Source organism: Micromonospora sp. NPDC092111 (genome assembly GCF_044755745.1).
In the GTDB taxonomy this organism is placed as follows: Bacteria; Actinomycetota; Actinomycetes; order Mycobacteriales; family Micromonosporaceae; genus Micromonospora.
In genome coordinates, this window is the sequence record NZ_JBIVRQ010000007.1 from 296,892 (window position 1) to 312,371 (window position 15,480).

Below are 15,480 nucleotides of genomic sequence, written 5' to 3' on the forward strand. Positions count from 1 at the left end.
GGCTGCCCGGATCCGCCCCGGGGCCACCGGCGGGCGTGACACACTCCGGTCGGGACGACGACGGGGGCGTTGGTCGTGTCGACACCAGTACCTCGGGACCGCGGGCGGCTCGACCGGCCGGCGCTGGTCGCGCTGCTGCTCGGGATGGCCGGGGTGGGCTACCGGCTGGCCCTGACCCTACTGACCGTCCCCGCCGCGAACAGCGACGAGGCGACCTTCGGGCTGGCCGCGATCCACATCGCCGCCGGTCGGGAACACCCGGTCTTCCTGTACGGGCAGCACTACATGGGCATGGTCGAGTCGTACCTGGCCGCGCCGCTGGTGGCGCTGGCCGGGCCGGGCTGGCCGGTGCTACGGCTGCCGATGGTGGCGCTGTACGCGGTCTTCCTCTGGCTGTCGTACCGGCTGACCCGGCGGCTCTACACACCCTGGTTCGCCACCTTCACCGTCGGCCTGCTGGTGCTCGGCACCGAACGGGTGGTACGCGACCAGTTGACCGTGGTCGGCGGGCGGCCCGAGGTGAAACCGGCGGTGCTGGCGGTGCTGCTGATCGCGGTGGGCCTGGCCCGGCGGCGGATCCGCTGGCGGCGGGCGGCGGCCGGCCTGGCCGGGCTGCTCGCCGGGGCCGCCCTCTGGTCGGACTGGCTGATCGTGCCCTACCTGGCGGTGGCCGGCCTGCTCCTGGTCTACGCCGTCCGCCGGGAGCTGCTGGGCTGGTCGGGGGTGCTGCTGGTGGTCGGCTTCGCGGTCGGGGTGGCGCCGATGGGGTGGGACAACCTGGTCGCCCCGCCGGGGGCGGACTCGCTGTCGGTGCTGCGCCAGATCAGCGCCGGCACCGGCCCGGTGCCGCCGCTCGCGGACCGGCTGGATGGTGGGCTGTTGACGGGGGTGCCGCTGGCCACCGGCCTCTGCCCGGTCACCGGCTGCGCCCGCTGGCAGGAGTGGTTCGGGCTGCTCTACCCGGTGCTGCTGGCCGCCGCCGCCGGGCTCGCCCTGCTCGGGTACCGCCGCAGCGCCGGCCGACCGACGGCCGTCCGGGTCCGGCCGGTCGCCCAGCTCGCCCTGGTCGCCGGTGCGGCGCTCACCCTGCTGGCGTACGTCCGCAGCCCGCTCGCCGCGACCGACCCGCTGGCCAACGCCCGCTACCTGGCGGTGTTGCAGGTCTCCCTGCCGGCGGTGCTCTGGCCGCTCTGGCGGGCGGCGGTGGCCTGCTGGCGGGGCACGGTGGGGGCGGCCGGCCGGCTCGTCGGGGCGACCGCCACCGCGGTGCTGGCCGGGCTGACCGCCACCGCCCTGGTGTCCACCGGCCTGTTCGTGCTCGCCCTGGACGCGCCCCGGGCCGACCAGCGGCGGGCCCGCGAACTGGCCGACGCGGTACGCCGCACCGGCCTGCGCGAGGTGTACGGGGACTACTGGACCTGCAACCGGCTGACCTTCGACACCGGCGAGCGGGTGGTCTGCGCGGTGCTCGACGGCAACCTCGCCCCGGGGCAGAACCGGTATCCGCCGTACTGGCGGCAGGTGGCGCGGGCCGACCGGCCCGGGTACGTGCTGCCGGTCGGCTCCCCGGCGGAGCGGCGGCTGCGCCGGCTGCTCGGCGACCGCGCGGACGCCGCCCGGCTGGTCGAGGTGGCCGGGTATCGCGTGTACCACCCGCCGAGCGCCGTCCGGCCGTGGCGCTGACCCCGGCCCGTACGCTTCCCGGGTGCTCATCCTGCTGCCGCCCTCCGAGGGCAAGGCCGACGCCGGCACCGGCCGACGCCTCGACCTGTCCCGGCTCTCCCTGCCCGAGCTGACCCCGGCCCGGGAGGCGGTGCTGGCCGCGCTCACCACGCTCGGCAGGTCCGACGACGAGGAGGCCGCCCTGGCCGCCCTCGGGTTGAGCGCCGGCCAACGCGGTGAGCTGGTCCGCAACGCCCGGCTGGACCGGGCCGCCACCGCACCGGCCGGGCAGGTCTACACCGGCGTCCTCTACGAGGCGCTGGACCTGGCCTCGCTGCCGCCGGACGCGCTGCGGACGGCCCGCCGGTCGGTGCTGGTCAGCTCGGGCCTGTGGGGGGCGGTACGGCTCACCGACCGGATCCCGCCGTACCGCTGCCCGATCGGGGCGCGGCTGCCGGGGGTGGGGGCGCTGTCGGCGTACTGGCGGCGGGTGCTGCCACCGGCGATGACGGCGGCGGCCGGCGCCGGCCCGGTGCTGGACCTGCGCTCCGCCGCGTACGCCGCGACCTGGACGCCCCCGGCGGAGCTGGCCGGGCGGACGGTCACCGTACGGGTGCTGCACGAGCGACAGCCGGGCGTACGGACGGTGGTGAGCCACTTCAACAAGGCGACCAAGGGCCGGCTGGTGCGTGACCTGTTGGTCGCCGGTGCCCGGCCACGCAGCGCCACGGCGCTGGTCAGCGCCCTGCGCGAGCTGAGGTACACGGTCGAGGAACAGCCGGTGACGGCGGCCGGCCGGCCCCGGCAGGTCGACGTCGTCGTCACCGAGTTGTAGGCGACCGCAAGATTTCCTCAATTCCCGCGCCGATGGGTGGAGCCGGACGGAGCGGCGGGCGACGGTAGGGGAACCCCGACGCCGAGAGGAGCGGTCCGATGGCCTCCGAACCCCGCCTGCTCGACCGGCCCCACCTCCCCTCCTCCCCGCCGCCGCTGGACTGGCTCACCCTGGCCGACGCGTTCGAGCTGGCCTGCCTGGTGCGCTGCACGCCACCGCCGACGGTCGCCGCGCACGAGCCGCAGCCGCCGTACCGAGGGGTGGTGGAGTTCAACCGGAAGGACGCCGCGCTGCGGATGCGGCAGCTGCTGATCCGGCTCGACGTGCCGGTGGAGCACGAGGTGGTCAGCGGTGGCCTGCGCCGCCGGTACGAGCTGCACCGGCTGCACGTGCCGCCGGCGCACCGCACCGGGTACGCGGCGCTGCGCGAGGCGGGCTGGCGGCGGGGCCGCCGGGAGCTGCTCAGGCCGACCCCGGGCGCTTCGGCCTCCCGGGCCGCCGGGCGGTCCCGGCTCGCGGCGGCGGCCTGGCGTTCGGCGCTGCTGGCCGGCGGCCGGCACGTCCGCCGGCACATCCTCGGCATCCGGCTGGCCGACCGGGAACTGGCGGCCGTGCTGATCCGCTCGGCGTCCCTGCTGGACGTCCGGGCGCTGCTCCAACCGGGGGCCGGCTGTCTGGTGGTGAGCGTCGCGGACGGCCCGGACCGGCTGCGGATCATGGAACGGGCGGCGCTGGGTCCCGCCCGACTGCTCACCGGGGGCATGATCGGCGGATGAGCTGACCCGCGCCCGGCGGGCAGGTACGACGTCCGTCGCCTGCCGGCGCGAACCGACCCGGGCCGGCGGGGCACCGGCGGCCGGACCGGACGCCCCGAGCTTGCGCCGAGGGCGGTGCACGGCGCAGAGTGCACCGGGTGAGCCGTTGCTGGTCCATGCGTGGCCGACGGCCCGCCGCCGCCGGTGCGGCGCTGCTGATGCTGCTGGTCGTCGCGGCCGGCGGGCTCGGCGGCTGCCGGGACGACACCGACGAGCCGGTGCGGATCCGGATCGCCACCGGCAGTCCGACCGCCGTCTACCATGCCTTCGGCCAGTCGCTGGCGACCATCCTCAACCGCGAGCTGCCCGGGGTGCGGGCCAGCGTGGTGGTCACCGCCGCCTCCGCCGAGAACGTCCGGCTGGTCGGCTCCGGCGCCGCCGAGCTGGGCTTCACCCAGGCCGACGTGCTCGACACCGGCTCGGCCACCCCGAAGGTGCTCGCGGTGGCCCGGGTCTACGACGACCTGCTGCACCTGGTCACCGCCGCCGGCGGCCCGGTGCGCAGCCTGGCCGACCTGCGCGGCCGGCGGGTCTCGGTGGGCGCCGCCGGCTCCGGCACCGAGATCACCGCGACCCGGCTGTTGGAGGTCGCCCGGCTCGGCGGCGAGCGGGTCCGCCAGCAACACCTCGGCCTGGACGCCTCGGTGGCCGCGCTACGGGACGGCCGGATCGACGCCTTCTTCTTCTCCGGCGGGTTGCCGGTGCGCGGGGTGGAGGAGCTGGCCGACGCCTCGGCGACCCGGATCGTCGACCTGGGCGAGTGGACCGAGCCGCTGCGCCGCAGCTACCGCGAGGTGTACGTGTCCCGGGACATCCCCCGCTCGGTGTACGGGATGGACCCGGTCACCACGGTGGCGAACCCGAACTACCTGATCGTCCGGGCCGACCTGCCGGAGTCGCTGGTACGGGAGGTGACCCGGCTGCTGATGGACCGCCGGGCCGAGTTGGCCGCCGCGCACCCAGCCGCCGGCCGGATGAGTCCCCGCTCGGCGATCGCCACCACGCCGTTGCCGCTGCATCCCGGCGCGGCCGGCTGGTACCGGTCGGTCAAACCCTGACCGGTCAGCCCAGCCGCGCCTCGTCGTCCGGGTCGGTGGGAGCGCCGCCACCCGGCGCCGGCCGGTGTTCCGGTTCGCGTGGGGCCGGCACGGCGACGGCCGGTTCGCGGTCCCCGGGGCGCGGCGGGTGCGCGCTCGGGGCGGCCGGCGGGGCGGGGAACCACAGGTCGGCGACCAGGCCGCGCGGCTCCCCCGGCCGCATGGTGAGCCGGCCGTCCGAGGCGTCCACCAGCACCGCCACGATGGTCAGGCCGAGGCCGGCGCCGTCGATGTTCTGCGCGTCCGGGGCCCGCCAGAACCGCTCGGTGGCCTGGTCGAGCTGGCCGGAGGTCATGCCGGGGCCGGTGTCCCGCACCTGGAGGCTGGTGCCCCCGTCGGCGGGCCGGACGGCCACGGTCACCTCCCCACCGGCCCCACTGAACTTGATCGCGTTGTCGATCAGCGCGTCCAGCGCCTGGTCGACGGCGGTCGGCACGGTCAGCGCGTACGCCGGACCGGCGGTGGCGAGCCGGAGGGTGACCGACCGGTGCCGGGCCAGCGGCTGCCACGCGGCGACCCGGGACGCGGCCACCTCCCCCGCGTCCACGCTGACCCGCTGGTTCTCCTCGCGCTCCGCACGGGCCAGGGTGAGCAGGCCGTCGAGCACCAGCGCCAGCCGGTCGGTCTCCTCCAACGCCAGCCGGTGCTCGGCCCGGCCGTCCTGGTCGGTCAGGCTCGGCCCCAGCTCCTCCACCCGCAGCCGCAGCGCGGTCAGCGGGTTGCGGAGCTGATGGCTCGCGTGCGCGACGAAGGCACGTTGGCGGTCCATCACGTCGGAGACCACGTCGGCCATGTGGTTGAAGCTGGCCGCCAGCCGGCGCAGCTCGGGCGGACCCCACCGGTCCTGCACCCGCGCGCCCCGGTCGCCCTCGGCGATCTCGTGGGTCACCGCGTCCAGCTCGGTCACCGGGCGCAGCACCCAGCCGGCCAGCCCGAACGCGGTGGAGACGCAGGCCAGCACGGCGAGCAGCCCGATCCCGGCGAGCACCAGCCACCAGGCGGTGACGGTACGACGCACCTTCGCCACCGGCGTGGCGGTCACCACCGCGCCCAGCACCTCGCCGCCGTCGTTGATCGGCACCGCCACCACCAGCGGGCCGTCCACCCACGGCCACACCGAGTCCGGCCCGTTGAACTGCTGCCCGGCGAGCGCGACGTCCACCGCGGCCTGGGTGTCCCGGCCCGGAGTCCAGCTCGTCGACACCAGTACCGTCCGGCGGTCCCGGTCGACCACCACGGCGCCGATGCCGTAGAGCTGGTCGTAGCTGCCGAGTTCGCCGATGAGCGACCCGGCGCCGCCGCTGCGCAACGCCGGGCCGGCCAGGGAAGCGAACCGGGTCGCGTCGGCGAGCCGGTCGGCGCGGACCCGGTCGGTCTCCCGGGAGGCCAGCGTGGCCGCGAGCGGCGTCTCCAGGGCCATCAGGACCAGCACCATCAGCAGCAGGTAGCTGATCACCAGTCGACGACGCACCGGGTGCCCCTCACTCGCCGCGGAGCCGGTAACCGACCCCGCGTACGGTCTCCACCAGCCGGGGATCGCCGAGCTTGCCCCGCAGCGAGCCGACGTGCACCTCGACGGTGTGCCGATCCGCCCAGGTGGTGCCCCACACGTCGAGCAGGATCCGGTCCCGGGGCACGGCCACCCCGGGCTGCCGGGCCAGCGAGAGCAGGATGTCGAACTCCTTGCGGGTCAGCCCCACCGGCCGGCCGTCGACGGTGACCGTCCGGGCGGACACGTCGATGCGGACCGTACCGGCCTCGATCAGGTCCCGGGCCGGCACGGCGTTGGCGGCCCGCCGCAGCACCGCCTCGATCCGGGCCTGCAACTCGACCATCGAGAACGGCTTCACCACGTAGTCGTCGGCGCCGAGCCGCAGGCCGAGCACCCGGTCCCGCTCCTCACCCCGGGCGGTGACCGCGATGATGCCGAGTTGGCTGCTGCGTCGGCGCAGCTCCCGGCACACCTCGGTGCCGTCCCCGTCGGGCAGGGTGAGGTCGAGCAGGACCAGGTCGCAGGGGGCGGCGGAGAGGGCGGCGGCGACGGTGGCGGCGTGCTCGACCTCGTACCCGCGTCGGGTCAGCGCCGACGCCAGGGCGGCGGCGACCCGTCGGTCGTCCTCGACCAGCAGGATGCGCACCGCTGACCCCCTTCCGTCGTACGGATGACCAGCGAATGGTGGCAGAAGCACCGGGCCGGGGGAAACGGCGGGAACCCGGCGCGGGGCCGTAGGCTGCCGCAATGATCTACAAACTGCTGCCGACCAGCGAGTGGGAGCAGGCGCGACGCACCGGTCAGGTCCCCGCCTCGGCGCTCGACCGGCAGGACGGCTTCCGGCACCTGTCGGCGGCCGACCAGGTGGTGGAGACCGCCCGGCGGCACTACGCCGGCGCCACCGGGCTCACCCTGCTCACCGTCGACCCGGCGGCGCTCGGCGACGACCTGCGCTGGGAACCGTCCCGCGCCGGAGCCCTCTTCCCGCACCTGTACGGGCCGCTGCCCACCTCGGCGGTCACCGCCGCCCGGCCGCTGCCGGCGGACCTGCCGGCCGCCGAGGCGGTCGCCGCCCTGCTGCCCTGACCCGCCGCTCCGACCACGACGACGGGCCCGGGACGATCACGTCGTCCCGGGCCCGTCCGGCGAAGGTCAGCGGCAGAGCCGGCCGATCTCCTCCTGGAACCGGTCCATCGGGTTCGCCTCGGCCGGGCCGAGCAGGTACGTCTTCAGGTCCCGCCGGGCGTCGGTCATCGGGTCGTCGCCGGCCCGGGTCAGCGCGAGGACCTTCTCCAGCTCACCGCAGTCCACCGAGAGCAGGTACGCCCCCCGGGAGGTGGGGAAGGCCCGGCGGAACTCGTCCTCCGGCAGCCCGCTCGGGTTCGCCACCACGTACGGCCGCTGGCTCTGCACGAAGTCGGAGACCACGCTGGAGATGTCGCTGATCAGCAGGTCGGTCTGGTTGAAGCAGTCGAACAGCGCCGGCACCCGGCCGGTGACCACCCGGTGCCCCGGGCCGTCCAGCGAACGGGCGTCGGTGTCGCCGCCGGCCGCCCGGATCCGGGCGACCACCCGCTCGTGCGCCGCCTTGGCCTCTTTGGACCGGGAGCCGGTCAGCGGGTGCGGCTTGTAGATCAGCCGGACCTTCGGCGAGGTGGCCAGCAGTCCCTTGACGATCCGCTCGCCCATCAGCACCAGCGAGGTGTGGTACGGGTCGTCGTCCAGCCAGCCCTCCCAGGTGGGGGCGTACAGGACGGTGAAGGGGCGGTCGGCCGCCTCCGCGCCGAAGGTGTGCACGCCGGCGAGCTGCGGGCGTCCGATCTCGACGATGTCCTCGTCCCGCACGCCGACCCCGGCCCGGGCGTAGCGCTCCCGACCGGCCAGGCCGGCGACCCAGACCTCGTCGTACACCTTGCTGTAGGGGTTGACGCTGGCCTGCTTGTCGCTGTCGCCGTGGCCGACGAAGACGTGCTTCATGCCCGGCTCACGGAGCATGTGGATGTTCGCGCCGACGTTCGCCGCGTAGAGCGCGGCCCGCACGGTGCCCAGTTCGAGGTTCATGAAGTCCGGCCCGGTCGGCACGCAGACCACCGGCAGGCGGGTGTCGGCCAGCTCGAAGAATGCCTCCTTGCTGCGCAGCAGCACGACCGCCCGCTGGTCGACCGCCTCGGTCGGGGCCAGCCACATGTTGGCCTGGTAGACGTCCTTGGCCGGGCCGGCGAAGTAGAGCGCCACCTCGGGCCGGTAGCTGTCCAGCCAGCGCTGGAGCACGGGCAGCAGCGGGCTGTTGCCGGTGCCCCGGCCGCGCAGCCAGGTCAGCGCGACGACGACGCCGACCAGCGCGGCGAGCCCGGCCGCCAGCGCGGCGACCGCCAGGATCGGGGCGGGCTCGGCGCGGACCGCCGCCACCACCGCGGCCGGGATCAGCAGCACGTTGAGCACCGCGAGCTGGACGCCGGCCAGGTTGGAGATCCACTCCGGCGGGCGGGGCGCCGAGCGGACCGGACCCAGCTCGATGTTGCGGACCAGCGCGGAGACCGGGTTCCGCCGGTCGATCATGGTGTTCAGGGCGCCGGCGAAGACCGCGATCACCCAGACCGCCGCCGGGAGCAGCAGCAGCCAGGTCAACTCGACCCCGGTGAGCGGGACGGTGGCGGCGACCAGCAGGACGGTCGCCAGGTCGCGGCTGAGCTGGCGGTAGCCCCGGTTGAGGCCGACCTTCTCCAGCAGCGTGTCCGAGGGCGGCGACCAGCGGGTGACGGCGAATTCACCGACGACGGCGGCCAGCCCGGCCACGGCGAACAGGACCACCCATCCGAAGGCGCCCGCGGCGAGCATGACCAGGTAGGACAGCACCAGCAGCGCGCCTCGGGCGGCGATGCCGGTGCGTTCCATCAACGTGCCGAACAACGAGAAGGCTCCCTACGAGATCGATGACGGGCGGGCCCGGCGGGTCGTCGACGTCGCCGTACGACGCGCGCGGCAGCAGCAGCACCGCGACGGGCGAAGCCGGCCTGCGGGTGACTGCGACCTTAACGCGAGTGGACGTCTCGGCGTCGCCCGGGTATCGGGGTCCATAACGGTCAGACCTGACAATACCTCTCGTACGACGTCGGGTGCCGACCGCTCAGCCGGCCTTGCCGTAGCAGGTCGTCGCCCCTGGTCCCGGGCGGGTGGCCACCTGCCGGAAGCCGAGTTCCACGGCCATGTCGCGGGCGTACCGGTTGCCGTTGTAGACGCAGATGGTGCCTACTCCGACCCGCTCGACGGCGGTAGCAACCTGCTCCCGGGTGGGCTTCTCGCGCCCGTCGGCGAAGTGGGCCAGCAGCAGCCGGTCCTTGGCGAAGTCGGAGTTCAGGTCGTACTCCACCAGGTAGAAGTCGCGGGGCAGGACGACCCGGACCCGGCTGGTGACGATCAGCGAGGTCCGCATGATCACCGACGGGGCGAGCACCAGGCCCGCCGGCCGGTCCTGCCCGGCGATCCAGAAGGCGATCTCCTGCCGCTGCTGGGGCAGCTTCCAGGTGGGGCGGGTATGGGTCTCCACCCAACTCTCCGGCGACCACATCGGGGTGGCCCAGATCGCGAACGAGGCGACCATCGCCGCGGCGACCACCCCGCCGACCGCGCCACGCAGCAGCCGCGACGGCGACGGCACGGACACCGTGCAGAGCAGGCCGATCAGCGTCGGCAGGGCGAGCAGCCACGGCACCCGCCAGAGCACCACCGAGATGCCGGTGAGCGCGCCGAGCGTCTCCAGCACGCCCGGGACCAGCAGCACGCTCATCACCAGGGCGGCACCGGCGGCCAGCAACGCCGGGGTACGGCGCCGGGCCAGCAGCGGACCACACCACAGGGCCAGCCCACTGATCACGCCGACGATCCCGACCAGCAGCGTCCGCCGGTAGGTGTACTCGGCGTCGAAGAAGGCGTCGTCCGCGCCGGCCGCGTTCATCCCGCCCAGCACGAGCCGGGACACCACGATCGCCCCCACCGGGTACGCCACGGCGACGATCCCGCCGATCAGCGCGTCCTTCCACCGGCCGACCAGCAGCATGGCCAGCCCGGCCGCCCCGACCAGCATCGGCAGGATGATCGCCGAGGTGGTGGTGAGCCCGGCCGCGCTGACCGAGAGCGCGAAGACGAGCAGCAGCGAGCGGCGGGACCGGGTGTCGAACCACTCGGTGAGGTAGAGCCACATCAGCGGGATGACCGCCGAGACGAACATCCCCTTGCCCTCGTAGAGGCGGGGCAGGTGGAAGGTGCCGAGCGCGGCGTCCGAGCCGGCCACCAGGTACAGGTAGGCGACCGCGACGCTGAACGCGAGCACCGGCCGGCGCGGGGCCCACCGGTGGGTGAGCCGCCACAGCGCCAGGACGGCCAGCACCGCCATCGCCGGCAGCATCAGGTACCAGGTGGCCGACGCGCCGTGGATGCCGAGCACGTGCGCGAGCGCCCCGTCGAACACCTCGATCGACGGGGTCGGCGGCAGCGAACCCATCGCCGGGGCGACGTTCTCGGTGAACAGGAAGTCGTTGAGCGGCACGAGGTCGCGCTCGGCCACCCAGACCGACCTGCCGACGTAGTAGACGTCGTCCGGGGTGTTCCGGGCGATATAGAGCGAGGAGATCGCCACGCCGATCGACACGAGCAGCGCGTACCCGGACTGGAGCGCGGTGGGGGCGGGCGCGGTCGCGGTCGCGTCGCCGTCCCGCCAGGCCAGCCGGCTGAGCAGCATCGTCCCGACGCCCGCGACGGCGCCAGCGGCGGCCGGGATCCACCAGGAGAGGACGTCGCCGGCCGGGGTGCCGGCGAGGCCGGCCGTGACGGCCGCGACCACCCCGGCGGCGACCACCGGCACCAGCCAGCGGCGCGGCCAGACTCCGGGGCCGGACGGGGCGGTGGCGATGGACGGCGCGGCGGCGCGGACCCGGCGCGCGGCGCGGACCACCGCCGCACCGGCGAGCAGGACGCAGCCGACCACCCAGACCAGGAACGTCACCGACGGGCGGAGGCCGAAGAGGAAGGCCGCGTGGTAGAGCACCGTCCACAGCGCGAAGCCCAGCACGCCGGCGTCGGTGATGACGGCCGGGGCCGCCGCGATCAGGGCACGCAGCCGGTGCGGGGGCTGCGGGCGCTCGGCGGCCGGGGCCGGCGCGACGGGCGGTGACGCGACGGCAACGGGGTCGGCGTTCGGCACGGGTCGTCCTTGTCGTCGTACGGGCAAGGTGCACGAGAGGCGTGCGGCGGGTGGGCGGCGGTGCGCGACGGCCGCCCGACTCCGGTCCGAGGAGCAGGGTAACCGGAACCACCGGGCGAAGATGGCCGGCGGGCGGCGTGGCGGTGTCCCGACGCTGAACTGGCGGGGTACGGCGTCGGTCACCCGGACACCGGCGCCTCCCGCTGCCGGGGCACCGGGCCGTCCACGGCGAGCCCGGTGGCCACCGACTCGACCAACAGGTCCAGGTAGGTAGGGGTGAGCGGGGTGCGGGCGATGGCCAGGCGCCAGTAGAGCGGGCCGACGATGAGGTCGACCGCCGCGTCCGGGTCGGTGCCGGCGGGCAGTTCGCCACGCTCCATCGCCCGGACGATCAGCCGGCCGCCGATCTCCTGCTGCTTGGCGCGCAGCAACCGCTGGAGGGTCTCGTCGATGGTCGGGTTGCGGGCCGCCTCGGCGAGCAGGTCGGGGATGATCTGCGAGGCCAGCGGGTGGCTGAGCGCGTGGGCGACCACCTGGAACAGCAGGGTCAGGTCGCCGCGCAGGCTGCCGGTGTCCAGCGCGGGCAGTTTGCTGCCGGCGGCGGCGACCACGGTCTCCAGCACGAGGTCGAGCTTCGAGCTCCACCGCCGGTAGATCGCGGTCTTGCTCACCCCGGCCCGCCGGGCCACCGCCTCGATGGAGAGCCGCCCGTAGCCGACCGCGGCGAGTTCCTGCATCAGCGCGCGCCGGATGGCCCTGGTGATGTCGCCCCTCAGCACCGCGGCGCCGGCCGGCGTACGCCGTTTCTCGCTGGTCATCGGGGACTCTCCGCACCTGTCACGTGGGCCAATGTAGCGCAACGACGGTACGGTTGCGTCCCGACGTGTTTTGGACTACCGTCCACGCAGCGACGAGGCGGCCTCTGGCACTCAGCCATCCCACAGATTCCATCGTCGCGCGCATCCCGTTGGCACGAAAGATCGGAGCGCCCTTCCCATGGCCACCACCGCGCTGGTCGACCCCGAAACGGGCCTGACCCAGGCGCAGCTGGCCGCTCGGCACGGGCTACGGGTCGCCGGCGAGCGCCCCTCCCTCACCGAGTACAGCCGCCGACTGTGGGCCTACCGGCACTTCATCGCCGCGTACGCCAACGCCAAACTGGTCGCCTCGTACAGCAACGCCAAGCTGGGCCAGATCTGGCAGGTGCTCACCCCGCTGACCAACGCCGCGGTCTACTACCTGATCTTCGGCGTGGTGCTGGGGCAGAACACCATCCCGAACTTCATCGCGTACCTGACCACCGGGTTGTTCATCTTCAACTTCACCCAGAGCGCGGTGCTGGCCGGCACCCAGTCGATCAGCGGCAACCTGGGGCTGATCCGGGCGCTGCACTTCCCCCGGGCGTGCCTGCCGCTGGCCGCCACGCTGACCCAGTTCCAGCAACTGCTGGCCTCGATGATCGTGCTGGTCGGCATCGTGCTGGCGACCGGCGAGCCACTCACCCTCGGCTGGCTGATGCTGGCTCCGGCGCTGCTGCTCCAGGCGGCCTTCAACGCCGGGATCGTGATGGTGGTCGCCCGGATGGGCTCCAAGGCCAGCGACCTCAAGCAGGTCATGCCGTTCATCCTGCGCACCTGGATGTACGGCTCCGGGGTGCTCTACAGCGTCAAGCTCTTCGACCGGCTGCCGGAGTGGGCCTCGACGATCATCCAGTTCAACCCGATCCTGGTCTACATCGAGCTGGCCCGCTACGCCCTGCTGGAGCAGGCGCCGCTGCTCAACGAGTCGCTGACCCAGCTCTGGCTGGTGGCGGCCGGCTGGGCCCTGCTGGGCGGGGTCGCGGGGTTCATCTACTTCTGGCGCGGCGAACAGGAGTACGGCCGTGGTTGACCACTACGAGACGTCCAACGACGTCACCGTGACCCTTCCCCGGATCTCCGAGCGGATCCCCACCGTGGTGGTGGACGACGCGCACGTGATCTACCGGGTGCACAAGGGCGCCGGTGGCGGCACCACCCCGGTGGCGGCGCTGCGCCGGCTGGTCAAGCGCAGCTCCGCGCCGAACATCCAGGAGGTGCACGCGGTCAAGGGGGTCTCCTTCACCGCGTACCGGGGTGAGGCGATCGGCCTGATCGGCAGCAACGGCTCCGGCAAGTCCACCCTGCTGCGGACCATCGCCGGGCTGCTCCCGGTGAACCGGGGCGCGGTCTACACCCAGGGGCAGCCGTCGCTGCTCGGGGTGAACGCCGCCCTGCTCAACGACCTGTCCGGTGAGCGGAACGTCACGCTGGGCTGCCTGGCGATGGGGATGCAACCGGACGACGTGGCCCGGATGACGCCGGAGATCATCGAGTTCTCCGGGATCAACCAGCGGGGCGACTTCGCCAGCCTGCCGATGCGGACGTACTCCTCGGGCATGGCGGCCCGGCTGCGGTTCTCCATCGCCGCCGCCAAGAAGCACGACGTGCTGCTGATCGACGAGGCGCTCGCCACCGGCGACAAGGGCTTCCGCAAGCGCAGCGAACAGCGGGTGCGGGAGCTGCGGGAGGGTGCCGGCACGGTCTTCCTGGTCAGCCACCAGCTCTCGTCGGTCCGGGACACCTGCGAACGGACGATCTGGCTGGAATCGGGCGTGTTGCGGATGGACGGGCCGACCGACGAGGTGATCCGGGCGTACGAGGCATTCGCGAACGGCAAGTAGTATTCCGGACGAACGTACGGCACCGACCCGGTGCCCGCCGGACCGCGTCGGCCCGTTGGGACGGCGCGGTTCGCGCGTTAAGGTTCATCCCGTCGCCAGGCTGGCGCAATCTTTCGTTCAGGCAGTCCCGAGAGTGAGGATCGGCAATGACGCAGGACCACACCACTGGCCCGGACGCCACACCGGAGACCCCGGCACCGTGGCGGCCCTCGCGGACGGTGGCGGTGGTGCTGGCCGGTGGCACCGGGACCCGGCTGGGCCTGGGCATCCCCAAGCAGCTCCTCAAGATCGCCGGTAAGCCGATCATCGAGCACACCCTGGCCGTCTTCGAGGCCGCGCCCGAGATCGACGAGATCATCGTGCTGATGGCCACCGGGCACGTCGCCGACGCCCAGCAGATCGTCGACAAGGCCGGCCTCCGCAAGGTCAGCAAGGTGATCGAGGGCGGGGACACCCGCAACGCCACCACCCGGATCGCCCTGGACGCGGTCGGCGAGGGCGACGTCAACATCCTCTTCCACGACGCGGTGCGCCCGCTGGTCAGCGCCCGGATCGTGCGCGAGTGCGTGAACGCGCTCTGGAGCTACTCGGCGGTCGACGTGGCCATCCCCTCGGCCGACACGATCATCCAGGTCGACGAGGACGAGTGCATCACCGACATCCCGGTCCGGTCCCGCCTGCGCCGTGGCCAGACCCCGCAGGCGTTCCGGTCGGGCACCATCCGCGAGGCGTACCGGCGGGCCGAGGGCGACCCGAACTTCGCCGCCACCGACGACTGCGGCGTGGTCCTGCGCTACCTGCCCGGCACGCCGATCAAGGTGATCGACGGCTCGGACGAGAACATCAAGGTCACCCACCCGGTCGACGTGCACCTGGCCGACAAGCTCTTCCAGCTCGCCGCCGCCCAGGCCCCCCGGCTGACCGACCACCGCAGCTACACCGAGGAGCTGGCCGGCCGGACGATCGTCATCTTCGGCGGCAGCTACGGCATCGGCCACGACCTGGCCGAGCTGGCCCGCCGCTACGGCGCCCAGGTCTTCCCGTTCAGCCGCTCCAGCACCGGCACCCACGTCGAGCAGGTCGGCGACGTCGAGGCCGCGCTGAAGACCGCCTTCGAGGCCACCGGCCGGATCGACCACGTGGTGGTCACCGCCGGCATCCTGGAGAAGGGCGCGCTGGCCGAGATGGACGAGGAGACCATGGACCGGGTGCTCCAGGTCAACTTCGTCGGGCCGGTCATCGCCGCCCGGCAGTCCCTGCCGTACCTCCAGCAGACCAAGGGCCAGTTGCTGCTCTACACCTCCAGCTCGTACACCCGGGGGCGGGCCCAGTACGCCCTCTACTCCTCCACCAAGGCCGCGCTGGTCAACCTGACCCAGGCGCTCTCCGACGAGTGGGCCGAGTTCGGCGTACGGGTCAACTGCATCAACCCGGAGCGCACCGCCACCCCGATGCGCACCAAGGCGTTCGGCGAGGAGCCGGAGCACACCCTGCTCGCCGCCGAGACGGTCGCCCAGTCCTCGCTCGACGTGCTGATCTCCGACCTCACCGGCCAGGTGATCGACGTACGCCGGGCCCCGGGCGAGCCGGCCGCGGTGCCGGCGCAGCCGACGGCGGCCGACCAGGACCGGCTGCCCAGCGGCGTCGACGCCGGCTGAACCCACCTCGCGGAGACGAT

Annotated in this window: 13 protein-coding genes; 8 read left to right on the forward strand and 5 right to left on the reverse strand. The window is 73.8% G+C overall.

From position 1 onward, the window contains the following. The first annotated feature begins 75 nt into the window (after window positions 1-75). The 4 genes from ACIQG9_RS17195 to ACIQG9_RS17210 all read left to right on the forward strand — a co-directional run bounded on the left by ACIQG9_RS17195 (window position 76) and on the right by ACIQG9_RS17210 (window position 4,370). On the forward strand, window positions 76-1,683 hold the full coding sequence (locus ACIQG9_RS17195) for a hypothetical protein (RefSeq protein WP_400403092.1): 1,608 nt from the start codon (window positions 76-78) through the stop codon (window positions 1,681-1,683). 22 nt (window positions 1,684-1,705) lie between these two features. Continuing rightward, window positions 1,706-2,497 carry a peroxide stress protein YaaA gene (yaaA, locus tag ACIQG9_RS17200; RefSeq protein ID WP_400403094.1) on the forward strand — a complete coding sequence of 264 codons (792 nt, stop codon included), beginning with the start codon at window positions 1,706-1,708 and terminating at the stop codon, window positions 2,495-2,497. Window positions 2,498-2,595: 98 nt separating this feature from the next. Beyond that, window positions 2,596-3,273, forward strand: a complete 678-nt coding sequence (locus ACIQG9_RS17205) for a hypothetical protein (protein ID WP_400403095.1) — start codon at window positions 2,596-2,598, stop codon at window positions 3,271-3,273. Between the two features lie 137 nt (window positions 3,274-3,410). After that, window positions 3,411-4,370 carry a TAXI family TRAP transporter solute-binding subunit gene (locus ACIQG9_RS17210; RefSeq protein ID WP_400403097.1) on the forward strand — a complete coding sequence of 320 codons (960 nt, stop codon included), beginning with the start codon at window positions 3,411-3,413 and terminating at the stop codon, window positions 4,368-4,370. Window positions 4,371-4,374: 4 nt separating this feature from the next. On the opposite strand, the gene ACIQG9_RS17215 is transcribed toward ACIQG9_RS17210, so the two are convergent. Further along, a complete protein-coding gene (locus ACIQG9_RS17215; RefSeq protein WP_400403099.1) occupies window positions 4,375-5,880 on the reverse strand; it encodes an ATP-binding protein in 1,506 nt (501 codons plus the stop codon). Between the two features lie 10 nt (window positions 5,881-5,890). Next, window positions 5,891-6,547: a response regulator transcription factor gene (locus ACIQG9_RS17220; RefSeq protein WP_400403101.1), complete on the reverse strand. Its 657-nt coding sequence runs from the start codon at window positions 6,545-6,547 to the stop codon at window positions 5,891-5,893. Between the two features lie 101 nt (window positions 6,548-6,648). Between ACIQG9_RS17220 and ACIQG9_RS17225 the strand changes: the two genes are divergently transcribed. After that, a complete protein-coding gene (locus tag ACIQG9_RS17225; RefSeq protein ID WP_400403103.1) occupies window positions 6,649-6,987 on the forward strand; it encodes a DUF952 domain-containing protein in 339 nt (112 codons plus the stop codon). 66 nt (window positions 6,988-7,053) lie between these two features. Here the strand turns inward: ACIQG9_RS17225 and ACIQG9_RS17230 are convergent, their stop codons facing one another. From ACIQG9_RS17230 to ACIQG9_RS17240, 3 genes are all read right to left on the reverse strand, one after another. Further along, complete coding sequence (locus ACIQG9_RS17230; protein WP_400403105.1) at window positions 7,054-8,811, reverse strand: CDP-glycerol glycerophosphotransferase family protein; 1,758 nt, start codon at window positions 8,809-8,811, stop codon at window positions 7,054-7,056. A gap of 217 nt (window positions 8,812-9,028) precedes the next feature. Continuing rightward, window positions 9,029-11,101: a DUF6077 domain-containing protein gene (locus tag ACIQG9_RS17235; RefSeq protein ID WP_400403107.1), complete on the reverse strand. Its 2,073-nt coding sequence runs from the start codon at window positions 11,099-11,101 to the stop codon at window positions 9,029-9,031. A 179-nt stretch (window positions 11,102-11,280) separates the two neighbouring features. Next, the gene (locus ACIQG9_RS17240) at window positions 11,281-11,919 is read right to left on the reverse strand and encodes a TetR/AcrR family transcriptional regulator (RefSeq protein ID WP_400403110.1); all 639 of its coding nucleotides are present in this window, start codon (window positions 11,917-11,919) and stop codon (window positions 11,281-11,283) included. A 178-nt stretch (window positions 11,920-12,097) separates the two neighbouring features. Between ACIQG9_RS17240 and ACIQG9_RS17245 the strand changes: the two genes are divergently transcribed. The 3 genes from ACIQG9_RS17245 to ACIQG9_RS17255 all read left to right on the forward strand — a co-directional run bounded on the left by ACIQG9_RS17245 (window position 12,098) and on the right by ACIQG9_RS17255 (window position 15,460). Beyond that, entirely contained in the window at window positions 12,098-12,991 is an 894-nt protein-coding gene (locus tag ACIQG9_RS17245; protein WP_400403113.1) for an ABC transporter permease, read from the forward strand. Continuing rightward, window positions 12,984-13,802 carry an ABC transporter ATP-binding protein gene (locus tag ACIQG9_RS17250; protein ID WP_400403116.1) on the forward strand — a complete coding sequence of 273 codons (819 nt, stop codon included), beginning with the start codon at window positions 12,984-12,986 and terminating at the stop codon, window positions 13,800-13,802. Before ACIQG9_RS17245 ends, ACIQG9_RS17250 begins: the two co-directional genes overlap by 8 nt. Before the next feature lie 146 nt (window positions 13,803-13,948). Continuing rightward, window positions 13,949-15,460: a D-ribitol-5-phosphate cytidylyltransferase gene (locus ACIQG9_RS17255; protein ID WP_400403118.1), complete on the forward strand. Its 1,512-nt coding sequence runs from the start codon at window positions 13,949-13,951 to the stop codon at window positions 15,458-15,460. The last annotated feature ends 20 nt before the right edge of the window (window positions 15,461-15,480 follow it).

Excerpts from the sequence above, each read along its gene's own strand:
- ACIQG9_RS17205 (WP_400403095.1), top strand. The coding sequence starts at position 2,596 with ATGGCCTCCGAACCCCGCCTGCTCGACCGGCCCCACCTCCCCTCCTCC.
- ACIQG9_RS17225 (WP_400403103.1), top strand. The coding sequence starts at position 6,649 with ATGATCTACAAACTGCTGCCGACCAGCGAGTGGGAGCAGGCGCGACGC.
- ACIQG9_RS17240 (WP_400403110.1), bottom strand. The coding sequence starts at position 11,919 with ATGACCAGCGAGAAACGGCGTACGCCGGCCGGCGCCGCGGTGCTGAGG.
- ACIQG9_RS17245 (WP_400403113.1), top strand. The coding sequence starts at position 12,098 with ATGGCCACCACCGCGCTGGTCGACCCCGAAACGGGCCTGACCCAGGCG.
- ACIQG9_RS17255 (WP_400403118.1), top strand. The coding sequence starts at position 13,949 with ATGACGCAGGACCACACCACTGGCCCGGACGCCACACCGGAGACCCCG.